This window comes from Pontibacter sp. E15-1 (genome assembly GCF_022601975.1).
In the GTDB taxonomy this organism is placed as follows: domain Bacteria; phylum Bacteroidota; class Bacteroidia; order Cytophagales; family Hymenobacteraceae; genus Pontibacter.
Genome location: NZ_JAKVIR010000012.1, coordinates 138,810 through 162,965 on the forward strand (window position 1 = coordinate 138,810; position 24,156 = coordinate 162,965).

Annotated in this window: 21 protein-coding genes and 1 pseudogene; 12 read left to right on the forward strand and 10 right to left on the reverse strand. The window is 53.6% G+C overall.

Features of this window, described 5'->3' with window-relative positions; translation table 11 throughout:
* Positions 1 to 377: 377 nt before the first annotated feature.
* Entirely contained in the window at positions 378 to 1,028 is a 651-nt protein-coding gene (locus MKJ04_RS10320; RefSeq protein ID WP_241641553.1) for a hypothetical protein, read from the reverse strand.
* A gap of 146 nt (positions 1,029 to 1,174) precedes the next feature.
* Between MKJ04_RS10320 and MKJ04_RS10325 the strand changes: the two genes are divergently transcribed.
* Positions 1,175 to 2,071 (forward strand): RimK family alpha-L-glutamate ligase, encoded by an 897-nt coding sequence (locus tag MKJ04_RS10325; protein WP_241641554.1) that lies wholly within the window; start codon positions 1,175 to 1,177, stop codon positions 2,069 to 2,071.
* 227 nt (positions 2,072 to 2,298) lie between these two features.
* Here the strand turns inward: MKJ04_RS10325 and MKJ04_RS10330 are convergent, their stop codons facing one another.
* Positions 2,299 to 3,276, reverse strand: coding sequence for a universal stress protein (locus MKJ04_RS10330; RefSeq protein WP_241641555.1), 978 nt, complete (start codon positions 3,274 to 3,276; stop codon positions 2,299 to 2,301).
* A 74-nt stretch (positions 3,277 to 3,350) separates the two neighbouring features.
* Here MKJ04_RS10330 and MKJ04_RS10335 point away from each other — a divergent pair, with 74 nt between their 5' ends.
* Entirely contained in the window at positions 3,351 to 6,074 is a 2,724-nt protein-coding gene (locus MKJ04_RS10335; protein ID WP_241641556.1) for a hypothetical protein, read from the forward strand.
* A 321-nt stretch (positions 6,075 to 6,395) separates the two neighbouring features.
* Here the strand turns inward: MKJ04_RS10335 and corA are convergent, their stop codons facing one another.
* Both corA and MKJ04_RS10345 read right to left on the reverse strand, forming a co-directional pair.
* Entirely contained in the window at positions 6,396 to 7,526 is a 1,131-nt protein-coding gene (corA, locus tag MKJ04_RS10340) for a magnesium/cobalt transporter CorA (protein WP_241641557.1), read from the reverse strand.
* 334 nt (positions 7,527 to 7,860) lie between these two features.
* Entirely contained in the window at positions 7,861 to 8,463 is a 603-nt protein-coding gene (locus tag MKJ04_RS10345) for an IMPACT family protein (RefSeq protein ID WP_241641558.1), read from the reverse strand.
* Between the two features lie 145 nt (positions 8,464 to 8,608).
* On the opposite strand from MKJ04_RS10345, the gene MKJ04_RS10350 reads away from it, so the two are divergent.
* From MKJ04_RS10350 to MKJ04_RS10370, 5 genes are all read left to right on the forward strand, one after another.
* On the forward strand, positions 8,609 to 9,022 hold the full coding sequence (locus tag MKJ04_RS10350) for a sugar 3,4-ketoisomerase (protein WP_241641559.1): 414 nt from the start codon (positions 8,609 to 8,611) through the stop codon (positions 9,020 to 9,022).
* A gap of 19 nt (positions 9,023 to 9,041) precedes the next feature.
* On the forward strand, positions 9,042 to 10,154 hold the full coding sequence (locus MKJ04_RS10355) for a DegT/DnrJ/EryC1/StrS family aminotransferase (RefSeq protein WP_241641560.1): 1,113 nt from the start codon (positions 9,042 to 9,044) through the stop codon (positions 10,152 to 10,154).
* Between the two features lie 102 nt (positions 10,155 to 10,256).
* Positions 10,257 to 11,516: a hypothetical protein gene (locus MKJ04_RS10360; protein WP_241641561.1), complete on the forward strand. Its 1,260-nt coding sequence runs from the start codon at positions 10,257 to 10,259 to the stop codon at positions 11,514 to 11,516.
* On the forward strand, positions 11,513 to 12,475 hold the full coding sequence (locus tag MKJ04_RS10365) for a glycosyltransferase (protein ID WP_241641562.1): 963 nt from the start codon (positions 11,513 to 11,515) through the stop codon (positions 12,473 to 12,475). Before MKJ04_RS10360 ends, MKJ04_RS10365 begins: the two co-directional genes overlap by 4 nt.
* 192 nt (positions 12,476 to 12,667) lie before the next feature.
* Complete coding sequence (locus MKJ04_RS10370; protein ID WP_241641563.1) at positions 12,668 to 13,648, forward strand: acyl-ACP desaturase; 981 nt, start codon at positions 12,668 to 12,670, stop codon at positions 13,646 to 13,648.
* A 330-nt stretch (positions 13,649 to 13,978) separates the two neighbouring features.
* Here the strand turns inward: MKJ04_RS10370 and MKJ04_RS10375 are convergent, their stop codons facing one another.
* On the reverse strand, positions 13,979 to 14,260 hold the full coding sequence (locus tag MKJ04_RS10375; protein WP_241641564.1) for a DUF427 domain-containing protein: 282 nt from the start codon (positions 14,258 to 14,260) through the stop codon (positions 13,979 to 13,981).
* A gap of 191 nt (positions 14,261 to 14,451) precedes the next feature.
* On the opposite strand from MKJ04_RS10375, the gene MKJ04_RS10380 reads away from it, so the two are divergent.
* Both MKJ04_RS10380 and MKJ04_RS10385 read left to right on the forward strand, forming a co-directional pair.
* Positions 14,452 to 15,549 carry a vWA domain-containing protein gene (locus MKJ04_RS10380; RefSeq protein ID WP_241641565.1) on the forward strand — a complete coding sequence of 366 codons (1,098 nt, stop codon included), beginning with the start codon at positions 14,452 to 14,454 and terminating at the stop codon, positions 15,547 to 15,549.
* 232 nt (positions 15,550 to 15,781) lie between these two features.
* A complete protein-coding gene (locus MKJ04_RS10385) occupies positions 15,782 to 17,299 on the forward strand; it encodes a sigma 54-interacting transcriptional regulator (protein ID WP_241641566.1) in 1,518 nt (505 codons plus the stop codon).
* A 370-nt stretch (positions 17,300 to 17,669) separates the two neighbouring features.
* Here the strand turns inward: MKJ04_RS10385 and MKJ04_RS10390 are convergent, their stop codons facing one another.
* From MKJ04_RS10390 to MKJ04_RS10400, 3 genes are all read right to left on the reverse strand, one after another.
* A complete protein-coding gene (locus MKJ04_RS10390) occupies positions 17,670 to 17,954 on the reverse strand; it encodes a hypothetical protein (RefSeq protein ID WP_241641567.1) in 285 nt (94 codons plus the stop codon).
* Between the two features lie 196 nt (positions 17,955 to 18,150).
* Entirely contained in the window at positions 18,151 to 18,600 is a 450-nt protein-coding gene (locus MKJ04_RS10395; RefSeq protein ID WP_241641568.1) for a hypothetical protein, read from the reverse strand.
* A complete protein-coding gene (locus MKJ04_RS10400; protein WP_241641569.1) occupies positions 18,597 to 19,271 on the reverse strand; it encodes a hypothetical protein in 675 nt (224 codons plus the stop codon). Before MKJ04_RS10400 ends, MKJ04_RS10395 begins: the two co-directional genes overlap by 4 nt.
* Positions 19,272 to 19,565: 294 nt before the next feature.
* On the opposite strand from MKJ04_RS10400, the gene MKJ04_RS10405 reads away from it, so the two are divergent.
* On the forward strand, positions 19,566 to 20,291 hold the full coding sequence (locus MKJ04_RS10405) for a hypothetical protein (protein WP_241641570.1): 726 nt from the start codon (positions 19,566 to 19,568) through the stop codon (positions 20,289 to 20,291).
* On the opposite strand, the gene MKJ04_RS10410 is transcribed toward MKJ04_RS10405, so the two are convergent.
* Complete coding sequence (locus tag MKJ04_RS10410) at positions 20,269 to 21,573, reverse strand: dicarboxylate/amino acid:cation symporter (RefSeq protein ID WP_241641571.1); 1,305 nt, start codon at positions 21,571 to 21,573, stop codon at positions 20,269 to 20,271. The genes MKJ04_RS10405 and MKJ04_RS10410 overlap by 23 nt on opposite strands.
* Before the next feature lie 373 nt (positions 21,574 to 21,946).
* Entirely contained in the window at positions 21,947 to 22,405 is a 459-nt protein-coding gene (locus MKJ04_RS10415; protein WP_241641572.1) for a peptidylprolyl isomerase, read from the reverse strand.
* A 147-nt stretch (positions 22,406 to 22,552) separates the two neighbouring features.
* On the opposite strand from MKJ04_RS10415, the gene MKJ04_RS10420 reads away from it, so the two are divergent.
* Positions 22,553 to 23,197 (forward strand): fasciclin domain-containing protein, encoded by a 645-nt coding sequence (locus MKJ04_RS10420; protein WP_241641573.1) that lies wholly within the window; start codon positions 22,553 to 22,555, stop codon positions 23,195 to 23,197.
* 562 nt (positions 23,198 to 23,759) lie between these two features.
* Positions 23,760 to 23,960: pseudogene (locus MKJ04_RS22955) on the forward strand (IS3 family transposase); the annotation flags it as partial.
* Positions 23,961 to 24,156: the final 196 nt, after the last annotated feature.

The window sequence follows — 24,156 nt, forward strand, 5'->3', positions numbered from 1 at the left end:
TGAAAGGCGGCCGGAAGCACCTTTATGGCTCTTGCTTGACGGGGAGTAGCTTTTAAAATAGCTTACAGGTGATTGTCCGCAGAGAGTTTCATCCCCCTGCCCCCTTCGAAGCTAATCTTGTAGGGAAAAAACAGAAAGCATTTAAAGCATCAAAATCCATTGTCATTCTGTAAAGAATCTTGGTGGAAGGGAGGTTAAGCAATTGCGGCTTGCCCACAAGATCCTTTCAGGATGACAAAAAAGGAAGTAGCATGGATGCTTTTAGGTGTTCGAAAGCTTCTAAATTTTTTCCTACAAGATTGGCTTCGAAGGGGGACAAAAGAAGGCATGGCGAAACAGCAATCAACAATCATCAATCAGCAATTAATAATCAGCAATCAATCCACATACCCCTCGTAGCGGATGCGGCTTACTTTGCCATTTTTGAGGTGAAACTGGAGGGAGATAGGGGCACCCTCTCGGTTGGCGGCTACAATGCGGTCTTTGGTGTGCGTAATCACCACTTCGTTGCCCTGGGCTTTTAGCCTGCCCAGCAGTTCCTGCTCCGTCATACCCACCCGGATGTTGTGGCGCAGCTGCACATCGCCGCTCTGGATGTCGGCCACCTGCAGCAGCAGTTCCCCGGACTGGCTCGGGGCGTAAAACTCCATCATCGAATTGCCCGACCGGATCGTGAAGATGGTGTCGATCATATTGGGCTTGTGGCGGTTTTCGATGGCGTCGGCGTCCACGGTAAAATCAGCGTTGATGTGGTCGAAGTACGTGTTCAGGCTATTGCCCTGGCTGCGGCTGGCAACAAAGGGGTTTCCCAGCAGGCTCACCGTCAGGGCGGCATCTGCGGAGCGGCGCCGGGTTGATGCGGTATCAGCGGCGGCGAGCCGGTGCTCTTCGGGGGCATCGGCATCTTCCTTGCGCCCCATGTCGGCGCTGCAGGCGGTCGTAAACACGTTCACGAGCAGCAACAGCAGCATCAGCCGTACAGCAAGGCTGTACTTATAACGGGAGATGCGGAAGCGGAGGAATAACATGAATAAGGGGGTAAAAAGCAAGCTGGACGAAATTATACATACATACGTGATGATGCCGCTTAAAAGTTATGGCTAAAACGCCTCCGCTTGTTGCCTGGCCCCGGCAGAACGTCTAATTTTGGGGCAAAGATGATACAAAAAAGGCAATGCAGCAAATAGCGTTAATAACCTACACGGATACCGGAAATTACAGTGGCATTTCTGATGAGGAGAACAGCAAACTCTACGATTTGTTGACAGAAAAAGGCCTGCGCGTGTCCCTGCAAATCTGGGATGACCCGGCAGTGGACTGGAGCCAGTTCGACTTCCTGATCCTGAAATCCCCTTGGGATTATTTTGACAAGATCGATGCCTTTTATACTTGGCTCGACAGGCTGGAGCAACTGCCGGTGCGCGTACTGAACCCCGTGAAAACAGTGCGCTGGAACGCTGACAAGCGCTACCTCCTCGACCTGCAGCGGCAGGGCGTGAACGTGGTGCCCACGGTGTGGCTCGAAAAAGGAAGTATGTTTAACGCCACAGACGTGTTTGCCCAATTGGGTGCCGGGCAGCTAATCGTGAAACCGTCCGTAAGCGGCGGGGCCAAGAACACCTTTGCCCTGACGCCCGAGGAGGCAGCGGCCAGCACGAGCCAGCTGAACGAACTGCTGCAGCAGGAGAGTTTTCTGGCGCAGCCTTTTGTGGAAGAAATCAAAACGAAGGGAGAGTGGTCGTTCCTGTTCTTCAACGGCGTTTACAGCCATACGGTGCTCAAAACGGCCAAGCCCGGCGATTTCAGGGTACAGCACTTTTTCGGCGGCACGGTGCATACCCCCGAGCCGCCTGCGGCACTGCTGGCCACCGCCCAAACCATCGTGGACAGACACGCGCCCGGCTGCCTGTATGCCCGGGTAGACGGGGTGGAACAAAACGGTGAGTTGGCGCTGATGGAGTTGGAGTTAATTGAGCCTTTTCTGTTTATGCCGATGAGCGAAGGAGCCTTTGAGCGCTACTACGAAGCCCTGATGGCACAGCTTCAGCAGGCACAGCATGCCGAAGTTTAAAGGAAGAGAAGCCTGAGTTTATACATCAAATTAGTGCTATGCCAAATTAAAAATTAGAAATTAAAAATTAGAAATGAGGCATGAAACCCGTTTCTATTTATATAACAACAAACACTAATTCTGGTAATTGAATTGGTCGAGTACTAGCATGTGCCATACATACAACAGGCCCGATGAAAGCTATCTCATCGGGCCTGTTATAGGTAATAGGGGTATGAAGCAAGGCCTTACGCGTCGCGGCCGTGGAAGATCAGGAGCGGCACCTCCGACTCCAGCACCAGTTTTTTGGTGAGGCTGGGGTGCAGGAGGCTATCGAGGAATGATCTTTTGCGGTTGGTGGCGGCAAGCAAATCCACCTGCTCTTTGGCCACAAAATCCTCCAGCGCGTCTGCCACGTCGGGGCTCTCCAGAAGCTTATACCTGATATTGCCTGTAGGCACAAGGCGCTTCAGCGCAGCCTCCAGGTCTGCCATTTTTTGCTGGTCCTGCGCCGTGGCCTGTTCCTTGGTAATGTGGAGGCACAGAATCTGGGGACTGAAAGGGGCCAAGAACTGGTGCAGGTCGGCGATGGCCTGCGCATCGGCCGCGTCGAAGTCGGTGGCGTAGAGAATGCGCGTCAAGTTGCGTTCCCGGGCATGGGCGGGCACCGATAGCACGGGCACCCGGGCCTCCTTGGCCATCTTTGTGGTAATCGTCCCGAACACAGAGCGGCTCAGGCTGTCGTCGCCCTCCGTGCCCATCACAATCAGGTCTGTCTGCAGTCGGCGGGCCTCCACCGGAATCACCTCCTCCGGCAACCCGTTCACAAACGCCGTGGAGAGCTGTACCTGTTGGCTGTCCGTCAGGCTTTCCTGCAGCTCCTGGCGCAGTTCGTCCAGCTTGGCGCGCTCATCGTCTTCGTTGCGGTGCAATACGCGCTCTGTTATTTTCTCGGAGGCGGTGGTCTGTGCCTGCGTCTCGCCCAGGGGTAGCTCCCAGGGGTCGGTCAGGTAATCCCTGAAGCAGTGCAGCAGCAGGATTTCGGCTGGGGGCGCGGCGGCGGCAAGGCGCAGGGCATAGTGGCAGGCGTTGTAAGTGCTGTCTTCGAAGTCTACCGGAACGATGATCTTGAACATGGGCGTGTACGGTTTGGGTGTGCTGGTATATACGTGCGTGCGGTCGCGTTTTGTTTTGGCAGGCCATACCCGCCCGGTAGGTATGGCCATAGCGCAAGATAGGGCACCGGGTTCCGGCGAAACTTAAAAAAATAGCTTAGTTTTGTAACTAGAGAACACTTGCCATGCCAAAACGCATTGTATTCTACTTCATCGGGTTTGTGATGGTCGCCTCGCTGGCTTTCTACGGGTTCAACCGCTGGAAAGACTCCAGGGAGAAGGTAGACCTGTGGACGCTGGTGCCGGAGAGCGCTGTGCTGGTGCTGGAAACGAACAATCATGCCGCCCTCATCCAGCACCTGCGGGAGACGGGGCTCTGGGAGAGCTTCTCGATACTGCCCTTTGCGCAGCGCCTGGAAGAAGACCTGGCCGCCCTCGACAGCGTGGCGCCCGGCAGTCAGCGCCTCTCCCGCTTTCTGGACGAGAAAGACATCCTGACCTCGCTGCACGTGGTGGGCAAGGCAGACGTGGGCTACGTGTACTATGTGCCCGTGGCCACCGTGGCCGAGCACCGTTTTCTGCGCACCCTCACCGAGAACATCGGCAAGAGTGATGTGTACCAGGAGGAGACACGGGAGTACCAGGGCATCTTGCTCACCGACATCGCCAACACCCGCCTCGGCACGCGCTTCACCTACTTTACCTACCACAACAACATCGTCCTGAGCCCCTCGGCGGTGCTGGTGGAGGAAATCGTGCGCCGGGTTAGCCGCGAGCAGACCGAGTCGCTGGCCGGGGAGTTCCGAAACACCTCTTACCTGGGCAAGCCGCAGGTATACGCCAACGTTTTCGTCAACTACAGAACGCTGCCCGATTTCCTGGGCCTTTTCCTGAAGCAGGAGGTGATGCCGCAGGTGCGTTACCTCTCCTCCCTGACGCAAAGCGCCATGCTGGAGCTGAAGCTGGAACGGGACAAGATCTTCCTCAACGGCTTTTCGTCGCCGGAGAAGCTCAAGAACTCGTTGCACCAGCTGATGCAGTCCCAGAAGCCTCAGCTGTTTGGCCTGAAGGCATACCTGCCGAGCCGCACGGCGCTGCTGCTGCACTTTGGCCTTGCGGAGATAGCGCGCCTGCGGTTGCCCCGGAAGGAGAACACATCGGTATACGCGGTTACGGTAGACAGCCTGGCCAAGTCGCTCAGCGAGGAGGCTGCCCTTGTCTTCCTCGAGTCGCCGAGCATCAGCGCCATACCCGAGAAGGTGGCCTTCGCCCATGTGGCCAACCCGGCCGCCACCGAAAAGCTGGTCGGCAGCCTGAGCATGCAGCTGGCCACGGCCCGCAAGCAAAAACCCGTGACGGAGCAGTATGGCAACTATACCATCCAGCTGCTGAATGTGCCCGAGCTGCCAGCAGAGCTTCTGGGCAAGGCTTTCAGTGGGTTTGAGCAAAGTTACGTGGTGCAGGTGGGCGACTACCTGCTGCTGTCGGAGCGCGCGGCCACCCTCCGGACGGTGCTGAACGATATCTCAGAGGAGAACGTGTGGGGTAAATCGGTGATGCAGAAAGCCTTTCTGGAGCAGACGCTGCAGGAGGCCAATTTCAGCCTCTACCTCAACTCCGTGAACGCCTGGTATATGCTGAACCGCTACGTGGAAGACACCGAGCGCGAGGACCTGCTCCAGAACGCCTCCCTGATCAAGCAGTTCAACCAGCTCAGCCTGCAGTTCTCGAAAGTGGAGCAGCAATACTATACCAGCCTCGTGATCCGGAGGCCAAGCCGCGGCAACAGCGGCGCGGGGCAGGATATCTTTGCTTCGGAGCAAACGCTCTCTTTCGGCAGCCGCCTCGAGACACGGCCCTTCCCAGTCCAAAACCCCAACGACCGTAGCCGCGAGGTAGTGGTGCAGGACTCGGCGGGAGTACTGCATAACATCAGCGCAAACGCCCAGCGCGGCTGGGTCGATAGCTTGGGCGTGTCTATCCGGGGCACTATACTGCAGGCAGAGATGGGGCCGGAGCAGAAGCTGCGCTACCTCTTTGCCACGGCCAACCATATCCACGCCCTGAACGAGCAGGGGCAGGAGCTGGAGAACTTTCCCTTTAACCTGGGGGATTCTTTGAGCATACAGCACCTGGCGGTGTTTGATTATGAGAACGACCGCAACCACCGCCTCCTGATCGACGACAGTATGGGCAACCTGTATATGTATGACTCGCGGGGAGCCGCCGTGCAGGGGTGGCAGCCCCGCCGCATGGACTACCGGCTGGCTACTGCGCCGCAGCATCTGCGGGTGGGCGGCCGCGACGTAATTGTGGTGGTGCTGGAGAATGGGTATATCTATGCCCTCAACCGCCAGGGCGATACGTATCCCGGCTTCCCCATCAACCTGAAATCGCCGGTAACGGGCAGCATCGCCGTGAACATCGGGGCCGATCTGCGGCGCACCACCCTTACCTCCGTGACGCGCTATGGCAGCGTCGTGACGTTTAACCTGCAGGGGAAAGTGCTGAACCGGGAGCAGCTGTATAGGCCGAGCAAGCGCGCCATGTTTGAGTTGGAGCCCGAGGGCAGCCAGGGCAGGTCGTCTATCATCGTGCGGCAGGAGCAGGGCAAGGTCACAGTGTTTGACCAGGACCTGAACCAGGTGTTTGAGAAGCGCTATGTCACCTCCGCGCCCAAGATTGTGCAGTACTTTAACTTTGGCGGCGCCAACCGCATCTACGCCATCACGGAAACCGGCCCCCAGAAAACCTATCTCTACGACGCCGAAGGCAACCTCATTGGCAACCGCATCCTGGAGAGCAGCCAACCAGTAACGCTCTACTACAACGAGGCCTCCAACAGGTATACTCTCTACAAAGTCTTCCGCCGCGAGCTAAAGCAGATCGACTTCAAACTTCCAGATTAGGTAGTAGACACAAGATATTTTTAAGACACAAGACGTTAGACACAAGACGCAAGACAATAGAAATTAGACGCAGGATATAAAATTGGGGACTACGATAGCGTAGTTTACCATACCATACCTATCAGTCCATACCCATCATCGGATCATGTTTCATACTTGCACCTTTCTACTTGCACCTTTCTATCGAGATCTAGTGTGTTGCAAGTCCCGAACTATCCCCTCAAGGGGAGAATTTGCTACAGTGCCCCCTACTCCTCAGAGTGATTTGTCTTGTGTCTTGTGTCTAACGTCTTGTGTCTTAAAAATGTCTTGTGTCCACTTTCAAAAGCTTCTGAACCACCCTTTGCGGTAGAAGAAATAGAGTTGCAGCAGGATCAGGACCAACATCAGGGCAAGCAGAATCGGGTAGGAGTAGGGCTGGTAGAGCTCCGGCATGCTGAAAGGGTGCACTTTGCCCGTGTCGGGGTTTTCGTGCGCGAAGTTCATACCATAGAGGCCCACGATAAAGCTCAGGGGTATAAAGATGCTGGAGATGATGGTGAGCACTTTCATGATCTCGTTCATGCGGTTGCTCACCGTAGACATGTGCAATTCTACCAAACTGGAGGCCAACTCCTTGTGGCTTTCCACCAGGTCGATGAGCTGCACGCTGTGGTCGTAGGCATCGCGGAAGTAGGCTTTCATGCTTTCCGGAATCACCTGATCATCCATGCGCAAAATTTCCGTCATCTTGTCGCGCTCCGGCCAGGTAATGCGTCGCAGGCGCACCAACTCGCTCTTTAAGTCGAGGATTAGGCTGAGGTTGTCTCTGGAGGGTGTCCGGATCACCTGCTGCTCCAGGTCCTCGATGTACTCCCCGATATCGGCCATCACCGGAAAGTAGTAGTCCAGCACCACGTCCAGGATGGCGTAGGCCATATACATGGTGGGCCGGTGGCGGATGATGCCTTTGCCCACCCGGATGCGCTCACGCAGCGGGTCGAGGCAATCGCCATAGTCGCTCTGGAGGCTGAGCACATAGTTGGGGCCCGTGAACAGCGATAGCTGCACATCGTCGAGCGACTTGAACTCCGGGGACCAGCGCAGCATCCGGGAGATGATAAAGAGGCGGTTCTTGTCGAACTCCTCTACCTTGGGCCGCTGGTAGTCGTTGATCACGTCCTCCATTTGCAGCGCGTGCAAGCCGAAGTCCTGTTGCAGCTGCTCCAACAAATTCTGGTCGCCATACCCCCGGATATCGATCCAGTGGCGGGCTTCCGGCTTCGCTTTTACCTGACGCAGCAACTCTTCATAGGATTTGAACTCCAGTTCATCCAGATACTCCTCGTTAAACGACATCAGAAAAAAGCGCGGCGGGTACGACTGGGTAGGCACTGTTACGGAACCCGGCTTCAGCCCAGCCTTGCGATCTAATATTTTATTGGTTTTGCGGCGGTGTTTGCGTTTGGACATTGGTGGATTGCAGGTTATTTGTAGCTAACTCACGTTGCGATTAACTGCTATATATATAAACCCACCCCCGCTCCTGCGAGGAAGGGAATTCGGCAATAGTGAAAAATTTCCCTTTTGGGAGGAGTGGGTTTATCGGTATGATCGTTTATCTGATTTTTATAAATCGCAATGGGTAAGTAGCTGGTATTCGCGCAAAATAGCGAATTGGTTGATTTTTGTAATGGAAAGTCACAAAATAGGTGCTACAAGCTTGTCTGCAGCAACCTGATTTTGGGAATTCACCTCCCAACAACAATCAACAATTACCAATCAACAATCAACAATCAACAATTCGTCACTCCTGCACCGTCACGCTGACTCCCTCCATATCCTCAAGCTTGGCGACTACTTCTTCCTGAAGTTTTTTGCGCACTTCCAGGGTCAGGCGGCAGTTCAGTTCAAAGTGCTGTTCCCGCACCGGCAGGTCATACTCTTTCACGAGGCTCATCACATCGTTCATCTGCGGATAGGCGTAGTGGGCCTGCAGCAGCGCCGTTTCGTGTTGCTTTACCACGGTAGCCAGTGCCAGCGCCTCGGCCGTGGCTGTTTTGTAGGCGTTAATGAGGCCCCCGACGCCCAGTTTGGTGCCGCCGAAGTACCGGATCACGACCACCAGCACATTGCTGAGGTCGGCAGAGCGGATCTGGCCCAGGATCGGGTCGCCGGCAGAGTGATTGGGCTCGCCATCGTCGTTGGCGCGGAAGCGGGCTTTGTCGGCCCCCAGGATATAGGCGTAGCAGTGGTGGCGTGCATCGTAGTACTGTTTCTTCAGTTCCGCGAGGACCTCCTTTACCTCCTCCTCAGTAAAAACAGGGTATGCCAGGGCGATAAACTTGCTGCCTTTTTCTTTGTAAAGGCCTTCGGTGGGGGCTTCTATAGTGTTGTAGGTGTCTTCCATCGTGTCCGGAATAAGGGCATGGCTATAGGGGTATAGCCAACCGCAAAGGTAGCCGATCTGTGGCCAAGGGCAAAACCAGGGGCCGGAACTGTAATTATTGGCGCAAAAGGTTTTACTTTGTGTACACCACCAAAACAACCGCTACTTGTCTGCCATACCCTACCTGCTCACCTTCGACCGCATCGGCAGCCCTGATATAGGGTATATCACCACCACGCAGTATGCCGACAACGTGCCGTTTACCATCCGGCGCGTGTTCTGGACGCACGGCACACCCCCGGAAGTAATGCGGGGCAGGCACGCCAACAAGGCGACCGAAGAAGTGCTGGTTGCCCTGGCTGGCACCATCCGCGTGAAGGCGGACACCGGTACGCAGGTGCAGGAGTTTGAGCTGAGCGATTCGCAGACCGGCCTGTTTATACCTGCCATGTGCTGGACGGAGATCAGGTACTCGGAGGGGGCGATCGCGCTGTGTATGGCCTCCACCGATTACGCCGAAGAAGACTACATCCGGGACAAGGCACACTTTAAGAAGCTGGCCACGCACCTCACGCTGTAGTCTGTATATATTTTTCTTGATGAAGCCAATCCCGTATTTTGCGTTCAGAGATTTTCCGGAAGGCAGCGAGGCCGCCGTGCAGGCAGCGTTGCTGGCCGCTGTGCAGGGCAAACACTATATTCTGGGCAGAGAGCTGGCGGCGTTTGAGGAGGAGTATGCGCGCTACCTGGGGGCAGCGGCAGCCCTGGGTGTGGGCAACGGCTACGATGCCCTGGTGCTCGCCCTGAAAGCGGTGGGCGTGGGGCCCGGCGATGAGGTGGTGGTGCCGGCGCATACCTTTATTGCCACCGTCAATGCCGTGCTGCAGGTGGGGGCAACGCCAGTGTTGGTAGAGCCCGACAGGCACACCTATACTATAACCGCCGCTACGGTTGCCCCAGCTATCACATCCAAAACCAAAGCCATACTGCCGGTGCACTTGTATGGGCAGGTATGCGCGATGGAGCCTTTGCTGCAACTGGCCAATTCGCATCAGCTCAGGATAGTGGAAGACGCCGCGCAGGCACACGGGGCGATGTATAAAAACCGGCGGGCGGGCACCTTCGGCGATGCCGCCGCCTTCAGCTTTTACCCGACCAAAAACCTGGGTGCCCTGGGCGATGCCGGGGCGGTGGTGACGAACAGCGCCGCCGTGGCAGACTTTGTGCGGATGTACCGGAACTACGGCGAGGCGCAGAAATACCAGAGCGAGATGGTTGGCGTGAACTCCCGCCTCGACGAACTGCAGGCCGCCGTGCTGCGGGTAAAGCTGCGCCACCTGGACTACCTGAACGCAGCGCGACAACGCCTGGCCGCTATCTATCTGAACGAGTTACACGGCATCGGCGACCTGATACTGCCCTATACCGCCCCGGGCTGCGGCCATGTATACCACATCTTCAACATCCGGACAAAACAGCGCGACGCGTTGCAGCAGTGGCTGCGGGGGCAGGCGATACAGACGGCCATCCATTACCCGGTGCCGGTGCATTTGCAGCCTGCTTACCGTTTTCTGGGGTATGGCGCAGGCGACTTCCCGGTGGCTGAGGAACTGGCGGACACAAGCCTGAGCCTGCCCTTGTTCCCAGGTCTGCTGCCTGAGGAGCAGGAGCGTGTGGTGGAGGCTGTGAGGCGTTTTTTTAGGTATGAATAGGCGCTTGAGCGGTTGGCCCACGGCTCAGCCGGGAGTCCGACCTGCTGCTGTTTTTGTGTGCTCGGCTAATTCACTTATTTTGCGGCATCCGCCAACGCTGCTATGCTGCAACTTTTAAAATCCTCCTTCTGGTCTTTTCTCTCGGTGCTGGTGCGTGCGGTGTCCAGCCTGACGATTAACAAGCTATTCGCGCTTTACTACGGGCCAAACGGCATCACGCTCTTTGCGCATTTCCAAAACCTGATCGCCATCATCACCACCGTGCCAAACGGAGGCGTGAACATCGGGGCCATCTCTTTGCTGGCTACAGACAAACCCGACAGTATAAGGTACCGGCGCTATTTTATGGCTGCGCTGTTTCTCAACCTGCTTTGCTTTGTGGCCGCGCTGGCATGCATACTAGGGTTTCCGGATTATTTTCTGGGGGTCTTTCTGCGTTCTGTCGCGCTGCCCGGGGTATGGCAGTGGAGCCTGCTGTTCGGCTTGGGCAGTCTGCTGCTCACATTAAATTTATACCTGCTGTCGGTGTTGCTGGCCCGGCAGGAACTGCGGAGCTACGTGTTGGGCGTAAGTGCCATAAGCCTGGCGGGGCTGGCAGCCGTTTACCTGACCTCCGGCAAGTGGGCGCTGCACGAGTTGCTGTTGCTGATACTCGGGGCGCAGGGAGCGATCTTTTTCGTGCTGTTGCCAGTGCTCTACCGCAAAAGGCTGCTGCCCTCCTTCAGCCACGTCGCGGTTCCGGCCCGGGTATACCTGGACCTTTGGAAGTATATCGTGATGGCGCTCAGTGCAGTCGTTTGCCTGAAACTGACGGACTTTTATATCCGCGACTACGTGATCGGCCGTTACGATTTATACCAGACGGGGCTTTGGCAGGCCGTGGTGCGGGTCTCGGAGCAGTACAGCAATGTCTATACCGCTGTGGTCGGTATGCTGGTATACCCGCGCATGGCGGCCCTGGCCAAGGTGCCGGAGCAGCTGCGCAAGTTCGTGCGCCTGACCTTTTACCTCGTGCTGCCCCTGCTGGCGGTTGCGCTCCTGCTCGTCTACCTGCTCCGCGACTGGGTGCTGCTGCTGCTTTTCAGCGAAGACTTTCTCAAGGCCGAGTACCTGTTCGATTTTCAGTTGCTGGGCGATTTTTTCAGGATGTGGAGCGTGATGCTGACCAACCTGCTGGTGGTACAGGCTCAGGTGAGGCTCTACGTTGGCTGGCAGGTATGCTCTGCCGTGCTGTATATTGCCCTGGTATACCTGCTCATCGGGCCCTTCGGGCTGGAGGGGATCCAGATAGCCCATACCCTCCGCTATGCCGTGGTGCTGGTATTTTTTATGCTCTATTATACTAAGTACATTCGTCCATGAGTCCGTTGCCCCTTGTGTCCGTTGTCTGCCTCTGCTACAACCACGCGCGTTTTCTGCGCGAGGCCCTGGACTCGGTGCTGGCCCAGACATACCCTCACATCGAGATCGTTGTGGTGGATGACTGCAGCACCGATGGCAGCGTCAGCATCATAGCGGAGTACGTGGCAAAACACCCGCGCATCCGGTTCATCAGCACAGGCCATAACAGGGGCAACACCACCGCCTTTAACATCGGCTGGCGCGCCAGCCAGGGCACCTACCTCATCGACTTTGCCACCGACGACGTGCTGCTGCCGGAGCGGGTGGCGCAGCAGGTAGAGGCATTTGGGCAGCTAGACCAACGCTACGGGGTGCTTTATACCGATGCAGCGTATATCACCGAAAACGGCGCGTTTACCGGCTACCACTACCGGCGCAAGCCCGGCGGGCAGTTAGACGCAAATGCGCCTTCCGGCGATGTGTTTGCCGCGCTGCTGCGCGAATACTTTATCTGTCCGCCCACCATGATGGTGCGCCGCAGCGTGTTCGAAGCCCTGGGTGGGTATGACGAAACCCTGGCCTATGAGGACTTTGATTTTTGGGTGCGCTCCTCCAGGTTATATCACTATTTTTATTTGGATAAGGTAACGACGAAGCGGCGGGTGCATGCGGCCTCCCTCTCAAAAGGATGGTATAACACAGGAAACAGGCTGCTCGCCTCCACCGTGGCGGTGTGCAGGAAAGCAGCCACGCTGGTGCAGACAGAATCGGAGCGGGAAGCGTTGGCGGTGCGGCTGAAATACGAGGCACGGCATGCCTACCTGACCGGAAATTTCGGGGAGGCGGAGCAACTGCTGCACCTGCTTGAGCAGCAGCGGCCTATGCCGCTGGTATATCGCTGGATGCGGCAGCTGGGCAGGCGCAGGATAAACCTGGGGCTGGTGCGAAAGGTATACTATTACCTGAGGCACAGGAATTAAAAGTGCCAAAAGGCTGTTGCTGCTATTTAAGAAGCCCGACATTTGTAAAACACTTCCCGCTTTTTACGTACGTATAAGTTATTGCACCTCTCTTTCGGGCCACAACTGCACATCGCATAAAAATGTTAGCCCCAAGAGCAGCAATACTGACGTTAAAATAACTATATTTGACTTTTAATCAACCACTATAAGATGATCACAGCAAGCACTACTTCCCGTTCTGAAGTTATAAAATGGATGGAGGATTTTGTAGGTGAAAAGTTCTCTGAACTTCTAAAAACGGTAGAAGAGAGCTGGCAACCTGCTGACCTTTTGCCAGATGCTACATTGGACACTTTCTTCGATGAAATCAAGGATCTGCGTGAGCGCGCCCGTGACCTGAGCTACGACCTGCTGGCAGTATTGGTAGGCGACACGATAACTGAAGAGGCACTGCCAAGCTACGAAAGCTGGCTGATGACGATAAAAGGACTCCCACAGGACCCCGATAACCCCTGGATGAAATGGAACCGCGGCTGGACAGCTGAGGAAAACCGCCATGGCGATGCCCTGAACCGCTACCTTTACCTGAGTGGCCGCATCAACATGCGCGAAATGGAAGCGTCTACGCAGTATCTGCTGGCAGACGGATTTGACCTGCAGACCGACATGGACCCATACCGCTCTTTCGTGTATACCAGCTTTCAGGAAACAGCCACCAACATCTCGCACCGCCGCGTGGCACAGATCGCCAAGAGGCAGGGAGACCAGACGTTGGCCAAGCTTTGCGGCCACGTGGCTGCCGATGAGGCCCGTCACGCCAAAGCCTACAAAGCCTTCGTGAGCAAGATCTTCGAAGCCGATCCGAACGAGATGATGCTGGCTTTTGAAGACATGATGCGTAAAAAGATCGTGATGCCGGCCCACTACATGCGCGAGCTTGGTGTGGACATCGGCAAAACCTTCGGCCACTTCACAGATGCAGCCCAGCGCATCGGGGTGTATACCTCAGCAGACTACACCGACATTCTGGAAGACCTGATCAAGGAGTGGAAGATTGAGGCCATGACAGACCTGAACGAAGCTGGCGAACGCGCACGCGATTACCTGATTGCCCTGCCCGCCCGCTTCAAGCGCGTGGCAGAACGCATGAAAGCGCCTGCCCTGGAGTATAAATTCCGTTGGATTGCCTAAAAAAAGGACGGCATACCATATATAAAATTAAAGGCCTGAACAGCAATGTTCAGGCCTTTAATTTTATATCGGAATCAGGATGTTATACTATAAATTGATCATCATGCATAACGCGCTAGGGCGCAAGCGTCCGCTTGTGCAATACATGCAATCCAACCCGCCACACATCCCAAAAAATAGCGGCATAAGCGGACGCTTGCGCCAGTGTTTGCAGCCTCCCAAAGCACGAGCTTCCTGAACTCAGCAGCTTACCCTTGCTTTTCCAGCAAGGTATTTAGATAGGTATGGAAGTTTGTTGTAAATCCTGACCAGAGAACCTGACCAGAGAATTTACTCCTGCACTTTTACGCCTTTCCAGAAAGCAACATGGTCTTTAATCTCGCTGGCGGCGTCTTTCGGGGAGGGGTAGTACCAGGCAGCGTCCTGGTTCACTTCTCCCTGCACGGTTACGTGGTAGTATGAAGCCTCGCCTTTCCAGGGGCAGTGGGTTTGCTTGTTGCTTTCTTCAAAATGCGCTTTATTGAGTGCATGCGGCGGGAAATAGTGGTTCCCTTCAATCACGATGGTCTCACTGCTCTCCGCAACTACGGTCTCGTTCCATATCGCTTTCATAAGTTTTTTCGTTTGAGGTTAATGAATTGCCGCGTATACCATGCGGGGCACATTATCAACTAACAACGCTGCCGGAAGGTTTTGAGAAATGGGGTATGGCGGTGGATTACCCTTCTCATCATATTTTATTTAACCTGCGCCGCAGAAACAATGCGCCTGCTCTATGTGTTGTACCTCCAAACCCTTTTACCATGGCAATAGGATACCGATTCTCAGAATATATACCCCCACAAGACGATAAACCCGGATTTGAGTCGCTGCTGAAGATTTTCATGCAGCTGGCCACCATTACCTCCGGCGATGTGGGAGAGGCGCTGAACTGGCTCAGCTCGCTCGACAAGCAGTATAACCTGACCGGCGACGAGTATGGCATCGGTGATTTTATAGAGGACTTGCGCAAGAAAGGCTACCTCGACGAAGACAAGGAGAAAGGCAGTCTGCAACTGACGGCCAAAAGTGAGCAGGGCATCCGGAGAAGCGCCCTGGAAGAAATATTCGGCAAGCTGAAAAAAGGGGGCAAGGGCAGCCACAATACGCCGCACACAGGTATGGGCGACGAAACCAGCACCGACCGCCGCGAGTACCGCTTCGGCGACTCGATGGAGCAGATCTCCATGACCGAGTCGCTGCGCAACGCCCAGATCAACCACGGCATCGGCGACCTGCGGCTAACGGAGCAGGACCTGGAGGTGACCGAGACAGAGCACAAAACCCAGGCGGCCACCGTGCTGATGATCGACATCTCGCACTCCATGATTCTGTATGGCGAGGACCGCATCACACCCGCCAAAAAAGTAGCGATGGCACTGGCCGAGCTCATCAAACAGAAGTACCCGAAAGACACGCTCGACATCCTAGTGTTTGGCAACGATGCCTGGCAGATAGAGGTGAAAGACCTGCCTTACCTGGAGGTCGGTCCATACCATACCAACACCGTGGCAGGTTTGGAACTGGCTATGGACATCCTGCGGAAGCGCAAAACGCCAAACAAGCAGATCTTCATGATCACGGATGGCAAGCCGACCTGCCTGAAAGAAGGGCTGAACTACTACAAAAACAGCTTCGGCCTGGACCGAAAGGTGGTTAACAAAACGCTGAACCTGGCAGCCCAGTGCCGCCGCATCAAAGTCCCGATCACCACCTTTATGATCGCCTCCGACCCATACCTCCAGCAGTTCGTGGACGAATTCACGAAAGTAAACAACGGGCAGGCCTACTACAGCAGCCTGAAAGGCCTCGGCCACCTCGTGTTCCGGGATTACAAGCAGAACCGAAAAAAGAACTTTTAGTCTCAAGCAAGACCTCACAGTGTCTGAAAGACCTGTGAGTGTCAGGGCTTATAACCACAAGGTGCATGCTACAAAGTGCCCCAGATATTTTTTTAAAACCAAAAGCACAGCACATGCACACCTTCAACTTAGCGCTCTTCAGGCAGGAATCTCTGAAAGAGCGGTATAAATCAATAACCTAAAATAACGCATCCTCCTGTTTTTAGGGGGAGCAGGTAACCATACGCGATACATGAAATACGAAAACATACCAGCCGAAACGCTTTTACAGATTAAGACACTGGGCCAGCTAAAGGCAGCCGGCTACGAGCCGCAGTCAGTGAAGCAGGAACTGCGCGGCAACCTGATCAAGAAGCTGAAGAACAAGGAAGAGGTTTTTCCGGGCATCTGGGGTTACGAGGAAACCGTTATTCCGGACATGCAGCGCGCCATCCTGTCGATGCACCACATCAACCTGCTCGGTTTGCGCGGACAGGCCAAGACCCGTATCGCGCGCCAGATGGTGGATCTGCTGGACGAGTATATACCAGTGGTGAAAGGCTCGGAACTGAACGACGACCCGTTGCAGCCGCTGTCGCGCTTCGCGAAAGACATGGTGCACGAGCACGGCGACGATACGCCCATTGAGTGGATGCACCGCTCGGATCGCTATACCGAGAAGCTGGCCACGCCCGACGTGTCGGTGGCGGACTTGATCGGGGATGCCGACCCGATCAAGGCGGCCACCATGAAACTGCCGTATTCTGATGAGCGCGTGATACACTTTGGCCTGATTCCGCGTTCGCACCGGGGCATTTTCGTGATCAACGAACTTCCCGATTTGCAGGCGCGCATCCAGGTGTCATTGTTCAACATCCTGCAGGAAGGCGATATCCAGATTCGCGGCTTTAAAGTGCGTATGCCCCTCGATATCCAGTTCGTGTTCACGGCCAACCCAGAGGACTATACCAACCGTGGCTCCATCGTGACGCCGCTCAAAGATCGTATCGACTCCCAGATCATCACGCACTATCCGAAGGATATTGAAACCGGCAAGAAGATCACGAAGCAGGAGGCGCAGTTAAAAGAAGGCCAGCAACTGGTGAAAACCAATATCATCATCGGCGACCTGATTGAGCAGGTGGCATTTGAGGCGCGGGAGAGCGAGTACGTGGATGCCAAAAGCGGCGTATCTGCCCGTTTAACGATCTCAGCTTACGAGAACCTGATCAGTGCGGCCGAGCGGCGTGCCCTGATGAATGGCGAAGACACGACGTATGTGCGCGTGGCCGATTTCCTGAACACCATACCTGCCGTAACCGGAAAAGTGGAACTGGTGTATGAAGGTGAGCAGGAGGGAGCCGGCCATGTGGCGCAGGTGCTGATGGGCAAGGCCATCCGCACGCAGTTCCTGCAGTACTTCCCGGACCCTGACAAAGGCAAGAAGTCGAAGCAGGGGAGCCCGTACAAGAGCATCACGGAGTGGTTCGGCGAAGGCAACTCGGTGGATATCCTGAACGACGCCTCGGAGGCAGACTACAAGAAGGCGCTGCAAAACGTGCCGGGCCTGAAGGCACTGGTGGAGAAATTCCAGCCAGAGTCGAAGGGCGATGAGAAGCTGTTTTTGATGGAGTTTGTGCTGCACGGTTTGGCCGAGCACAGCCAACTCAGCAAAAACCGCCTGGCTACCGGTCTGCAATTCAAGGACCTGCTCAGCGGCATGTTCTCGATGCCAAGCTTCACGGACGAAGAAGACGAAGATGACTTTTAAATGAGTTCCGAGTTCCGAATTATGAGTTCCGAGTTGATAAATGAATAAAATTGGGCATTACTCAGCTAGTCCGCCTTGTGGGTAGGGCCCCTCGACGGAGAAGGGGGCAGTGATGAGATGAAAGGCTGCTTGCCAAAACTAAAAACCGCTCCTCTCTGGCGCAATTCTCCAGAATTGTGACGTGCCAATAAAATCGAGTCTGCGACTCGAATGGGGCGGAGGGCCAGAAACAACAAACGCCTCTGCCACGGATTTGAATCTAAGGTAGAGGCCTTGGCAGGTATGGCCTATCGTCCGGTATTAAATCATACCCCCAAAGGGAACAAAAAGAGCGGGCAGAAATCGTTGAGATTTCTGCCCGCTCTTTTTGCTATAAAAGCGCTTTTGCAATTTGCTCCCATTCCTCTTCCAAACTCAAATCCGGACGCTTTTTTCCGGCTTTGCGGTACCAGTAGTCGGCGTTCCAGGTGTCGCCTTCTTTGCGGTGGAGGTATGCGTGTATCCAGGCGGCGTTCTGGTCGGGCAGGTCCTGGATCAGCTCATGCGATTTATCCCAGTTGCCTTTGCCGTCATACCAAAGTGCCTGCAGGTATACTGAGGCGTTGGCGGGAGGCGTGTTATCTTGTAAGCTTTGTTGGAAGGTATGGAAGTCCATGGGCTGTTTTCTGAAAGTCGTGTTACTAAGTTTGATGGGAGCTTAGTGGTTGCTTCTAAATTTCGAATGACTTTACTCCCTTTACGGCAAAACACGGCCTTCAATTGGTTTTAGTACAAAGATGAAGGGGGAAATATTCCCGTGATGCAACAGTCTAGGTTATAGATAGTAGTGTGAAAAGGCAATTACTTATAGTCTATTTAAATGTAATACTTATCTGGGTTTTTAATTCTTGGAACAAGTTAAAATGGAACTTTCTAGTCTCTCCAGTATGAAATGCGATCAACTTTGAGTCATTATATCTTGAGCCCAAGTTTTGTTTTATTAGTTCATTGAGTAAATCATAATTCTCTATGACTGAAAAGTAGCTTGAATACGCATTTAACGAAAGTGGCGATTGAATTTTTTTAACTTTAATCCAATGTTTAAGTTGTATTTGTCCAACACCAATACTTAAGCTTTCAAATCTCTTTTTGTTTAATAAATAAAGAAAAGGCATAGCAAGATATTCAACTAATCTATCTGTTGTTTTTCTGAAATAAGATTCACAAAGAATTAGAGCAATGACATTCAAATCAGTTCTACCATTTTCAATTAATTTTTTTATCAAAAAGGCATTTTGTTTTATAATTGATTTTGCTATCATCTTAAATTTTCATCTCGAATTTCTTTGTCAGTAAACATTCCTACTATTATAGCGGTCACAGCAGCAAGAATTAAACCTTGAGCGATTCCTTTGTTAAAAATCAAATCAGCTAACCCATTTGCCATCCCTGACCAATCTTTGTTTTCGATATATGGAATTGCCCAATTATATGAGGTTCTAATCATTTGGAAAAATACACCAATATAGCCAACGTAAATTGTGATTAGAAGAAGAATATTCTTTCTACTTGCAATTGCATGATTACGAAAATTCCAAATCGCCATTATAACAATAATTAGTTTATAAATAAAAATGGCAACTAAAGATTGAAGAAGAACTTCGTTTGAAAAGACAAATGCGAAAATAAAACCAGCAATTGCAGGAATTAAGACAGCAGATATTAAGGTAGAAAAAATTGATTCAATGATTATTTTTCTCTTAAGTCTTTTAAGTTCAGCGTCATTTAGGTCAGAACCAATTCCTAAGAAATAATCTTCTCCTAAATAAAAGGATAGTTCCTCATTTAATTCTCTTAGAGGGAAAATAGAAAAATAGATTGGTACATAATATAGTTTCTTCAGTTTTCGAATCCAGTTCGGTAATTCAATTATTAGAATAGCAATAACTATTGGTGTAATCTGTACTTTATAATTCCAAATTTCCTCTATCACAGTTTTATCTTTTTGAAATTACACTTAACTTGTTGTTAGCAGGAGTGTCTACACCTATTTGCTGCACTATGGGTGAAGTTAAATGAGCTAAAGTTATTGTTATTTTCCAGACCTGAATTGAGTGCATATCTACTTTTTAAACGGCACGAAGCCAACAGCTAAACTACCCCCTGATTTATAGCTAAAGATAGCATTATTTCCTGATAAACAATGTTGCACCACGTGTGCTTTCGGTCAGGTGCCCGGAAAGCTTTTACAGCAACCCTTTTGCGTGGTATGCAGTAGCGTATGGGCATGGAGCATATTTCAATCTGGCCGGTGTTGGTGCTGGCCCTTATCCACTTCTTTGGCGGACGGCTGCGGTTTTTGGCGGGGGTGCCGCGCAGTGTCTGGCTGTCGAGTGCCGGTGGCGTGTCGGTGGCCTATGTTTTTCTGCACCTGTTCCCGGAGCTGAGTGAAGGGCAGGAGAAAGTGGAGGAGGCGCTACAGGCCGTGTCGTTTCTGGAGCATCACATTTACCTGATGGCCCTGGTGGGGCTGGCTTTTTTCTATGGCCTGGAGCGTGCCGTGATCACGAACCGCGAGGAAGTGCATCAGGAAGGGAGGGAGGAAAAGACCTCGGGCCTGTTCTGGGTGCACATCGGCTCGTTTGCCATCTACAACGCGCTGATCGGCTACCTGCTTTTTCAGCGGGAGGAAGACTCGCTTAAGACGCTGATCCTGTTCTCGGTGGCCATGGCACTGCACTTCATCGTCAACGACATCGGCCTGCAGGAACATCACCAGAAAAGCTATAGCAAGATCGGGCGCTGGGTGCTGGTGGCGGCTATTGTGGTAGGCTGGGCCGTCGGCTACGTGGTGGAAGTGTCTGAAGCAGCCGTGGCCATGGTGATGGCCTTCATCGGCGGTGGCGTGGTGCTGAACGTGCTGAAGGAGGAGCTGCCCGAGCAGCGTAAAAGCCGCTATTGGGCTTTTGTGCTGGGGGCCTCGCTGTATGCTATACTCTTACTTTCGCTGTAGGCGGGTGCAGTTGGTTCTCGGTTCGGGCCACCATCATGGCTACCGTGGCGTCGCCGGTCACGTTCACGGTGGTGCGGCACATGTCCAGTATTCGGTCGGGGGCCAGGATCAGGGCGATACCCTCCACGGGTATACCAGCCTGCTGCAGCACGATCACCAGCATCACGGTGCCGGCACCTGGCACGGCCGCAGCCCCAATCGAGGCCAGCGTGGCCGTCATCACGATGCCGAGCTGGGCCATGATGTCGAGGTTTATACCATATGCCTGCGCGATGAAAACGGCGGCTACCGCCTGGTATAAACTAGTGCCGTCCATGTTGATGGTGGCACCCAGCGGCAACACAAAGCTGGTGATCTCGCGGTTTATACCTAAATTCTGCTCAGCGCACTCCATGGTCACGGGCAACGTGGCTGCGCTGGACGAGGTAGAGAAGGCCAGCATCTGCGCCGGGAAAATCCCCCGGAAAAAGTCTTTGTACTTCGTTTTGCCCACCGTGATGGCCAGGAAGGGGTATACCCCAAAGATCATAATGGCGAGTCCGGCAATTACCACCAAACAGTAATAGCCGAGCACCAGCAGCAGCTCTACCGCGGCGCCGGGGTCATCTCCGGCAAACTCCACCACCAGTCCGGCCAGTAGGGCGAACACGCCGTAGGGTGCGGTTTTCATGATCAGGTCCACGATTTTGAGGATGACGAGGTTAACGCCCTCGAAAAAGTCGTTGACCGGAGCGGCCTTGTCCGGCGGAATCATGATGAGGGCGATGCCGAAGAGCAGCGCAAAGAAGATGACTTGCAGCATGGCCCCGTTGTTGGTGAGGGAATCGAACACGTTGGAAGGCACGATGTCGATGAGCGGCTGCAGCGGCCCCTGTTGCTTCAGGGCGGCGGCATCCGTGGATTTCTGCGTGGTGGTGGAGGCAAACTGCTGGTTAAACTCCTCCCGCTTTTCCGCCGAAAACGCCTTGCCCGGCTCCGCGATATTGACCAGGAGCAGGCCGAGCACCACGGCCACCACCGTAGTAGCCAGGTATATGCCGATCGTTTTGGAGCCGATGCGCGAGAGCTTGCTCACATCGCTGAGGCTGGAGACGCCCGTGATCAGCGACACCAGCACGAGGGGCACGGCAATCAGTTTCAGGAGGTTGATGAAGATGGTTCCGAAGGGTTTCACCCAATCGATCGTCACGTCTACCAGACCAAGGCCGCTGGCCAGCATTCCCCATAACACACCCAGGGCCATGCCAATCAGGATCTGCCAGTGTAAAGCAAGTTTCTTCATACACAATCGGTGCAGGCAGTGCAAAGCCGGGGCTTCTCTGCCGTTTTATACAATCTAAAGTCTAACAAATCACAACCATACAGGGCTTTTGCAGAAACCGAACAGTTGTTAGGTAAATTTAAGCATAATTAGGCTGCTACACGCGGTTTCAATCTAAAATTTCACCTTTAACTGGCTGAATTCATACTCTAGGCAGGCTACAGGGCACTTCCGGCAGGTTTTGCAGAGGCTGAATCAGAAAACTATACGCTAGCCCAACCGGCGCCCGCTTAGTCTACTTTTCCGGGTATCCCCTGAAAAGACAACAGCCAGCCCTTTTAAAAAGGCTGGCTGTTGTTGTACTGCGGCAAAATCGCTTTTGGGGCGATGCCACTTATTCCTCGGTCACGACGATCTTCTCGATTTTGTCGTTTGCCTTGATCTGGTCGATCACCTCGTCGCCTTCCACCACCTTGCCGAAGCAGGTATGGTTACGGTCCAGGTGCGCGGTGTTTTTGCGGCTGTGGCAGATAAAGAACTGAGACCCGCCCGTGTTGCGGCCAGCATGCGCCATGCTCAGTACGCCACGGTCGTGGTGCTGGTTCTCGCCAGTCAGCTCACAGTCGATCTTGTAGCCCGGGCCACCAGTGCCCGCCACGCCTTTGGCGCCTTCGCGCGAGTTGGGGCAGCCACCCTGAATCACGAAATCAGGAATAACGCGGTGAAAGGTAAGGCCATCGTAATAGCCTTTCTTGGCAAGATCTATAAAGTTTTGTACTGTTTTTGGGGCGTCTTTATCGTAGAACTCTACTTTCATCACGCCTTTGCCAGTATGAATTTCTGCGGTCTTCATGAGGTAATATTTAGTCGTTGAAACAATGTAGTTAACAAAAGTACGCAAATTTAAGTTTAAGAGAGCGAAAGGCCGTATTTCTTATACAGCCAGGCCTTGGCGGCAACCTGCCGCCTGAACCTTTCAAATCACCTTATTTTATACCCTATGACGAAAACAACCATGCTATACTGTGCCTGTATCCTGACCTTGAGCCTCTGGGGCTGCGGATCTGGGGGCGAGAACATGAAAAACGAAACGCAGCAGGAGAGCACCGAGCCCACCATGCAGAGCGAGGCCGCCGGCAATGGCACGGAGCCCTCTTCTGGACTGGCCAGCGAGAACGACGCCGGGCTGGGCGCGACTGACCCCGACATTGGCGGCTACGAGATGATGCCGAGCCAGACGATTGTCGAGAACGTTACGTCCAACGCAAAACTGTCTATGCTCGCGTCTGCGCTCCGGAAAGCCGAGATTGTGGAGGCGCTGAGCGGCACAGGGCCCTACACGCTTTTCGCGCCTACCAACGATGCCTTTGAGGGCCTGCCTGAAAATACGCTGGAAAACCTGATGAAACCCGAAAACAGGACCCAGCTTGTTGGCTTGCTTCGTAACCATGTGGTGGCAGGGATGCTCAAATCTGGCCAGTTGCAAGACGGGTCTACGCTGAAGACGCTGAGCGGCGACGAATTGAAGGTGACCCGGCAAGGCAACCGTATGCGGGTAAACGGCGCCGAGGTGCTGAAAGACAACGCCATGAGCCAGAACGGCGTGATCCATGTCGTCAATAAAGTGATCACGGTGAGCAAGTAGCAGCTTCACCTATAAAACAGGAAAGGCAGCCGATACATTGGCTGCCTTTCCTGTTTTATAGGGGTCATTCCATGATATAATGATCAAGTGATCGGTAGGTATAGATCCCGGTCGGTTGAGCAAGTGGCGCAGAAGGCCAGTGCCGCTATGGCAGCCCCAGGATTGCCGTGGAACGCAAAGAATAGGGCAATCACGTGTCGTGCCCCCGCGTGGCCAGGCTGATGCATAAGTGCCAGAAAAAAAGCATTATACAAAAGAAGTGCCGGGTGCAAACCACCGACTCCAGCCACATGTATGTTGTGGCGGAGAGCTACCTGGCAAGGGATTTTCAAGCGGCAAGACCGGCAGAGAAATGGGTATCCGCTCTGACTTACATCTAAATCGGGGAGGGTTGGGCTTTGAGCGAGACCATGGAAGCGGAAGTGACCACGGTGGCCGCCTTTCAGAGGGCGGTCAACAACAGGCACCCCCTCTTGTTTCACTCAGACAGGGGCGTGTAGTATGCCAGCAGTGTCTTTAGAGAGCAACTGGAAGGGCTGCCGGTCGTGCAAAGTATGAGTCCAAGGGAAATTGTTGGGATAGTGCCGTAGCCAAGAGCTTCTTTAAAACCCTGAAAACAGAATTAATCTACCCCTGCAAGTTCACCACCAGGCAGGCTATATTTGCCTACATTGAGATCTTGTACAACAGAGCAAGGAGGCATTCGGCACTGGGCTATCTGACTCCTTGTCAGCAGGAAGAATATATCTTAACAATAAGGTAGCTGCCTGATAAAACCCATCCAGCAAACTGTTGCAATTCCAGAGGGCACCTGCATTTTTATCCAGCTAAATCAAAAAAAGCCTGTTAAACCTTTTTGGTTGAAGCTAGTCGAAGTGCTGTTTAATTAGTCGCTCCTTAAAAACGATATAAATCCTTATTTTTCAACATGTTGAGGTGTAAAACTTATGGTTTTCAGG